This is a genomic window from Sphingopyxis sp. SCN 67-31, from assembly GCF_001725095.1.
Genome location: NZ_MEFH01000174.1, coordinates 1 through 6,072, shown reverse-complemented (window position 1 = coordinate 6,072; position 6,072 = coordinate 1). Strand labels below are relative to the sequence as shown.

The 6,072-nt window shown below is 66.7% G+C and carries 8 protein-coding genes and 1 pseudogene; 2 read left to right on the top strand and 7 right to left on the bottom strand.

The window, feature by feature from the left end:
* Positions 1-402: pseudogene (locus ABS88_RS23005) on the bottom strand (hypothetical protein); the annotation flags it as partial.
* A 128-nt stretch (positions 403-530) separates the two neighbouring features.
* On the opposite strand from ABS88_RS23005, the gene lipB reads away from it, so the two are divergent.
* Both lipB and ABS88_RS22995 read left to right on the top strand, forming a co-directional pair.
* Positions 531-1,184: a lipoyl(octanoyl) transferase LipB gene (lipB, locus tag ABS88_RS23000; protein WP_286750700.1), complete on the top strand. Its 654-nt coding sequence runs from the start codon at positions 531-533 to the stop codon at positions 1,182-1,184.
* Positions 1,185-1,193: 9 nt separating this feature from the next.
* Complete coding sequence (locus tag ABS88_RS22995; RefSeq protein ID WP_062765285.1) at positions 1,194-1,523, top strand: hypothetical protein; 330 nt, start codon at positions 1,194-1,196, stop codon at positions 1,521-1,523.
* 23 nt (positions 1,524-1,546) lie between these two features.
* On the opposite strand, the gene queE is transcribed toward ABS88_RS22995, so the two are convergent.
* The 6 genes from queE to ABS88_RS22965 all read right to left on the bottom strand — a co-directional run.
* Entirely contained in the window at positions 1,547-2,179 is a 633-nt protein-coding gene (queE, locus tag ABS88_RS22990; RefSeq protein WP_286750699.1) for a 7-carboxy-7-deazaguanine synthase, read from the bottom strand.
* Positions 2,180-2,182: 3 nt separating this feature from the next.
* Positions 2,183-2,875, bottom strand: coding sequence for a 7-cyano-7-deazaguanine synthase QueC (gene queC, locus ABS88_RS22985; protein WP_062765384.1), 693 nt, complete (start codon positions 2,873-2,875; stop codon positions 2,183-2,185).
* A gap of 185 nt (positions 2,876-3,060) precedes the next feature.
* On the bottom strand, positions 3,061-3,483 hold the full coding sequence (locus ABS88_RS22980; protein ID WP_286750698.1) for a hypothetical protein: 423 nt from the start codon (positions 3,481-3,483) through the stop codon (positions 3,061-3,063).
* A 110-nt stretch (positions 3,484-3,593) separates the two neighbouring features.
* The gene (hslO, locus tag ABS88_RS22975; protein ID WP_003050451.1) at positions 3,594-4,508 is read right to left on the bottom strand and encodes an Hsp33 family molecular chaperone HslO; all 915 of its coding nucleotides are present in this window, start codon (positions 4,506-4,508) and stop codon (positions 3,594-3,596) included.
* On the bottom strand, positions 4,505-5,443 hold the full coding sequence (gene argF / locus ABS88_RS22970; protein WP_286750697.1) for an ornithine carbamoyltransferase: 939 nt from the start codon (positions 5,441-5,443) through the stop codon (positions 4,505-4,507). The genes hslO and argF overlap by 4 nt, the downstream gene beginning before the upstream one ends.
* Positions 5,440-6,072: aminotransferase class III-fold pyridoxal phosphate-dependent enzyme (locus ABS88_RS22965; RefSeq protein WP_286750696.1), on the bottom strand; the 633-nt coding region annotated here is incomplete at its 5' end. The genes ABS88_RS22965 and argF, both read right to left, overlap by 4 nt.

The window sequence follows — 6,072 nt, the reverse complement described above, 5'->3', positions numbered from 1 at the left end:
CGGAATGATGAGCAGCAGAAAGCCGACGCCCAGCATCAGGCCGGTCAATATCTGCACCGCCAAAATGGTGAGCAGCATCGACGCGGCAAAGCCCAGCGCTTCGCCGACGCTGGTGCTCGACCGCGACAGCCACAGCCGCATGATCGCCACCGTCCCGAACATCGTGAACAGCGCAACGCCGATCTGATACGGCAGCATCTGCAGGATATTCTGCTGCATCGCGGCGGTCAGCTGGTCGATCGTCGCTTCGGCGGGCGGCTCGATCGGCGCGGGGCCGAACCAGGCCACCGCAAGCGCCGGCAGGAACAGAAAAACCGCCGCGATGGTGCCGGTGAGCGGGCGGTGTGCCTTCAAAAGCTGAATGGCATCGTCCCACGCCGCGCCCATATCGAATTTTGCCATTGATACCCCGTCATTTATCGCTTCGGATTGGCACCGAACCTGACCGGCTTCGCGCCCAAAGTCCAGCCCCGTTCGGCGCGGATGCCGCCCCCTTGCGCTTCGCGCCCGCGCGGGGCAGAAGCCGCGCGATGTCCGCGCTCCCGCCTCCCGAATGGACCGTTTCGCCCGGCCTTGTCGATTATCCCGCCGCGCTTGCCGATATGGAGGCGCGCGCTGCCGCGATCCACGCCGGCACGGCGGGCGAGCGCATCTGGCTGCTCGAACATCCGCCGCTCTATACCGCCGGGACGAGCGCCGACCCCGCCGAGCTGCTCGACCCGCGTTTTCCGGTCTATGACGCGGGCCGCGGCGGGCGCTACACCTATCATGGTCCCGGCCAGCGCGTCGGCTATGTCCAGCTCGACCTCGCGCAGCGCGGGCGCGACGTGCGCGCTTATGTCCATGCGCTCGAAGGCTGGGTGATCGACGCGCTCGCGCGGCTCGGCGTCGAAGCGCGCCGCGCCGAGGGGCGGATCGGCATCTGGACCGATGACCGCAACGGCCGCGAGGCAAAGATCGGCGCGATCGGCGTCCGCGTCCGGCGCTGGGTCACGCTCCACGGCTTTTCGCTCAACGTCGCGCCCGACATGACGCATTTCGGCGGCATCGTGCCATGCGGCATCGCCGAATTTCCGGTGACGAGCCTGGCGGAGCTTGGCCGTCCCGCCGATTTCGCCGCCGTCGATGCCGCGCTCGCCGATGCCTTTCCGGCCTTTCTCGACAAGATCGCGGCCAGCGATTAGGACCGGCACATGACGCGGATCATCCTCACCTCGCTCCTCGCCCTGTCGCTCGCCGCCTGCGGAGGCAGCGAAGGCAGCAAGACCACGACCAAGCTCGACGCGGTCGAGGTCGAACCCGGCACGATCAGCGACTCGATGATCGTCCTCGACGATGCGGCGAGCGACGGCACCGCGGTCGACAGCAGCGTGCCCGGCAGCGATTCCAAAAAGACCGACAGCAAGGCCGACGACGAAAGCGCCGACAGCAGCAGCAGCGACAGCGCGCCCGCGGATCAGAGCGACAATCCCGACGCCGTACCCGCGCCGGCGGCAAAGAAGGCCCAGGTCGACAGCCAGTAGGGCGGTCGCCGCAGTCTCTTCGCTCAGCGCAGCCCCAGCGTCTTGTGCGTCTGGAGCGACAGACGCCAGCGCGGATCGCGCATCACCAGATCGATACAGTGCCGGACATTGTCCGCGGCATTGGCATCGTCGAGCGGCTGGATCAGCCGGTGCGCGAAATCGAGTTCCGCGAGCCGTTCGACATCGCTCCCCGGCTGCGGCCACACCAGCTTGAGTTCGTCGCCGCTCGTCTGGACCAGCTCGCTGCCCGCCTTGGGGCTGATGCAGATCCAGTCGATCAGCCGCGGCACCGGCAGCGTGCCGTTGCTTTCGATCGCGACGGTGAAGCCCTCGCCATGCAGCGCCTCGATCAGCGCATCGTCGACCTGCAACATCGGCTCGCCGCCGGTCAGCACGACATAGCGGTCATCTTGCGCCGCCCCCCATGTTTCGCCAATCCGCTCCGCCAGCGCCGCGGCATCGGCATATTTGCCGCCCAGCGTCCCGTCGGTGCCGACGAAATCGGTATCGCAGAATTTGCAGATCGCCTTGGTGCGGTCCTGCTCGCGCCCCGTCCACAGGTTGCAGCCCGCAAAGCGGCAGAAGACAGCGCGACGTCCGGCCTGCGCGCCCTCGCCCTGCAGCGTCAGGAATATTTCCTTGACCGCATAGGCCATGGGTCAGGCCTCGACGGCGTAGCGCGTCGGGTCGGCGAGCCCGGCGTCGGCGAAGCCCTTGCGGCGCAGGCGGCAACTGTCGCACAGCCCGCAATGCAGCCCCTCGGGCGTCGGGTCGTAACAGGACCAGCTCATCCCCGCATCCATGCCGAGCCGCGCCGCCTCGGCCGCGATGTCGGCCTTGGTCATATGCTGCAGCGGCGCGTGGATCGTGAAATCGACCCCCTTGTCGCCGTCGCGCGTCGCGAGCTGCGCGAGATGCTGGAAGCCCGCGATGAATTCGGGGCGGCAATCGGGATAGCCCGAATAATCGAGCGCGTTGACGCCGATGAAGATGTCCTGCGACCGCCGCGCTTCGGCGAGGCCGAGCGTCAGCGACAGGAAGATCAGGTTGCGCGCGGGAACATAGGTGACGGGAATATCCTCGCCCACGCCGTCCTTGGGCACATCGATGTCGGCGGTCAGCGCCGACCCGCCGAAGCGCCGCAGATCGAGCGGCAGCACGATATGCTCGGCCGCGCCCACCGCCGTCGCAATCCGCGCCGCCGAGTCCAGCTCGACGCGGTGCCGCTGGTTGTAATCGACGGTCAGCGCGACGATCCGCGCCCCCGCCTCGCGCGCCAGTCCTGCGCAAACCATCGAGTCCAGACCGCCCGACAGAAGGACGATCACCGTTTTTCCGGAAAGATCCTGCATCGCCGCGCGATACGCCCGCGTCGCGCTTCGCGCAAGACCGCGATTTGTGCGGCGCACCAAAGAAAATGGGCCGCGCGTCGTTCGACGGGCGGCCCAGTGCGGCATGAATGCCGTTAGGGAGAAGGACACACATCGGCGTGTCGCAATCGCCCTTCTAGCGAAGGATGGTTAACAAAGGGTTTGCTTCAGCAGCCGCCGGCGCGGCGCGCCTCGATCGCCTGCGAGAAGGGCTTGCCGTCGGCGATGCCCTGCGTGTCGATCTGGACGAGCCGGTTCGTTTCGCTGCGGATCGTGGTGCGGCCATGCCCGGCGCCGGGGCAGGTATAATGCACCGTCACCGATGTCGGCGTATCCTCGATCACATAGCGCGAGCAGTTCGCGCGCGGATGATAGACCTGGATCAGGCGGCGCGCATCGCCCAGACACACGGTCTGGAGCACCGCGTCCTTGCCGCGCTCGCGCAGCTGCCAACTACCCTTTTCCAGCCGGTCGAGCATGGCCAGCGTCGGCGCCTGCGCAGGCACCGCGCTCGCCGCTCCGGTCAGGGCAAGCGCCATCGCCGATATGCGAAACATGGGAGAGAAGATCGTCATTTGCACCTTGTCCACCGGCCGTTCCGTGTGGAACGGCAACGACCCCTGCACATCACCTAATCATCAAACCCGCGTATTTCAACCATTCAGCGCACGCCTGCCTCGCTTCATCGACGGCCCGTGCGTCAGTGGCGCGTCGCGATCTCGTCTAGCGGGACGGGGAACAGCCGCGAACAAAAGGCACAATCGACCTGGATGATCCCGTCGTCGTCGGCCATTTCCTGCCGTTCGGCTTCGGGAAACTGTGCCAGAACCCGCGCATAATGGTCGATGTTGCAGCGACAGCCGCGCGACACCGCCACGCCGGGTTCGACGCGCACTTCCTCTTCGTGGAACAGCCGCCACGCCAACGTTTCGAGCGAGGCCGCGGCGTCGGTCAGTTCCTCGTCCTTCAGCGTCGCCGCAATCGTGCGCGCATGTTCCCATTCGGGATGATCGGCGCGCGCTTCGATCCGGTCGCGCCCGACCTCGCCGTCGGGCAGATGCTGCAGCAGCAGACCCCCGGCGACGCAGCCCAGCTCCGCGTCGTGCCGCGCGCAAAGCCGGACGAGGCTCGGTATCTGTTCGGACTGCTCGAAATAATGTTCGGCGGCATCGGCGATCGACGATCCTTCGAGCGGGACGATCCCCTGCCAGCGCTCGCCGCTCACCGCCTGATCGAAGGTGATCGCCAGAAAACCCTCGCCGAACAGACCGAACAGCGTCGGGTCGGGTCCGACTTCGGCCAGCCGTTCGGCATCGAACTTCAGATAGCCGCGCAGCTCACCAGCGCGATAATCGCAGACGAGCAGATCGACGGGGCCGCCGCCGGTCTGCGCCTGCAGCGTCATCTGGCTTTCATCGTCCTTGAGCGTCGAACCGAGCAGCACGGTCAGCACCAGCGCCTCGGCGAGCAGCTTTTCCATCACCGGCGGATAGCTGTGCGCCGCCATGATGCGGTTGAGCACCGGCCCCAGCCGCACGAAGCGGCCGCGGACATGCCGCTCGGCGATGGTGAAGATCAGGGGTTCGTCGAACCAGGTTTCGCGCGTCTCGCTCACAATTTCCCCAACGCCCACAAAAGAACCGATTTCTGTGCATGGACGCGGTTTTCCGCCTCGTCCCACACGCGCGACTGCGCGCCGTCGATCACCGCATCGACCACCTCTTCGCCGCGATGCGCGGGCAGGCAGTGGAGGAACAGCGCATCGCCCTTCGCCTTGCCCATCAATCGCTCGTCGACCTGATAGGGCGCCATTGCGGCCAGCTTGTTATGCGCATGGTCCTGCCCCATCGACACCCAGGTATCGGTGACGACGATGTCGGCGCCCGCCACCGCCTCGGCCGCGTCGCGCACGATGTCGATGCGCGCGCCCTGCGCGCGCGCCGCCTCGACGAAGCGCATGTCGGGGTCATAGCCCTGCGGCACCCCGGCGCGAACATTGAAGCCGAACAGCCCCGCCGCCTCGATCAGCGAGGCGAGCACATTGTTGCCATCGCCAAGCCATGCGAGTTCAAGGCCGGGCAAGGCCTTGCCGCCCTCGACGATCGTCAGCAGGTCGGCGACGATCTGGCACGGGTGCGACAGGTCGGTCAGCCCGTTGATCACGGGGACGCTGGCATATTCGGCCAGCTCCTCGATCTTTGCATGATCATCGGTGCGGATCATGATCGCATCGACATAGCGCGACAGGACGCGCGCCGTATCGGCGATGGTTTCGCCGCGACCGATCTGCATCGACCCCGCTTCCATCACCATCGCGCTGCCGCCGAGCTGGCGGATCGCCATGTCGAACGACGCGCGCGTGCGGGTCGAATTCTTCTCGAAGATCATCGCCAGCACATGGCCCGCAAGCGGCGCGTCGGCGTCGACCCGGCCCTTGGGCCAGGCCGCGCGCGCCGTCTTGCGGTCGATCGCATCGGCCAGCATCGCCGCGATGGCATCCCCGCCCGCGTCGGACAGGTTCAGGAAATGCCGCAGCGCAGGTGCGCTCATGCTTCCGGCGGCGTGTAGCTCGCCGCCCCCGCCGACAGTTTCTCGATACATTCGTCGATATGACCCTGTTCGATGTTCAGCGGCGGCAGGATGCGCACGACATTGTCGCCCGCCGCGACCGTCAGCAGACCGTGGTTGTCGCGCAGATGCGCGACGAAGGCACGGCTGTCGGACTTCATCTTGATGCCGAGCATCAGGCCCATGCCGCGGATGCTTTCGAACAGATGATCGTGATTGGGGATAAGCTGTTCGAGCGCGCCGCGCAGCCGCTCGCCGGTCGCCTTGACCTGATCCATGAAGCCATCCTCCAGGATCACGTCGAACACCGCCTGCCCAGCGGCCATCGCCAGCGGATTGCCGCCATAGGTCGATCCATGCGTGCCGATGACCATCCCGCGCGCCGCCTTTTCGGTGGCAAGGCAGGCGCCGAGCGGGAAGCCGCCGCCGATGCCCTTTGCGGTCGCCATGATGTCGGGCGCGACGCCGAACTGTTCATGGGCATAGAGCGATCCGGTGCGCGCGACGCCGCACTGGACCTCGTCGAACACCAGCATCAGGTCGCGTTCGTTGCAGATGTCGCGCAGCCCCTGCAGGAAGGGTTGCGACGCCGGGCGGATGCCGCCTTCGCC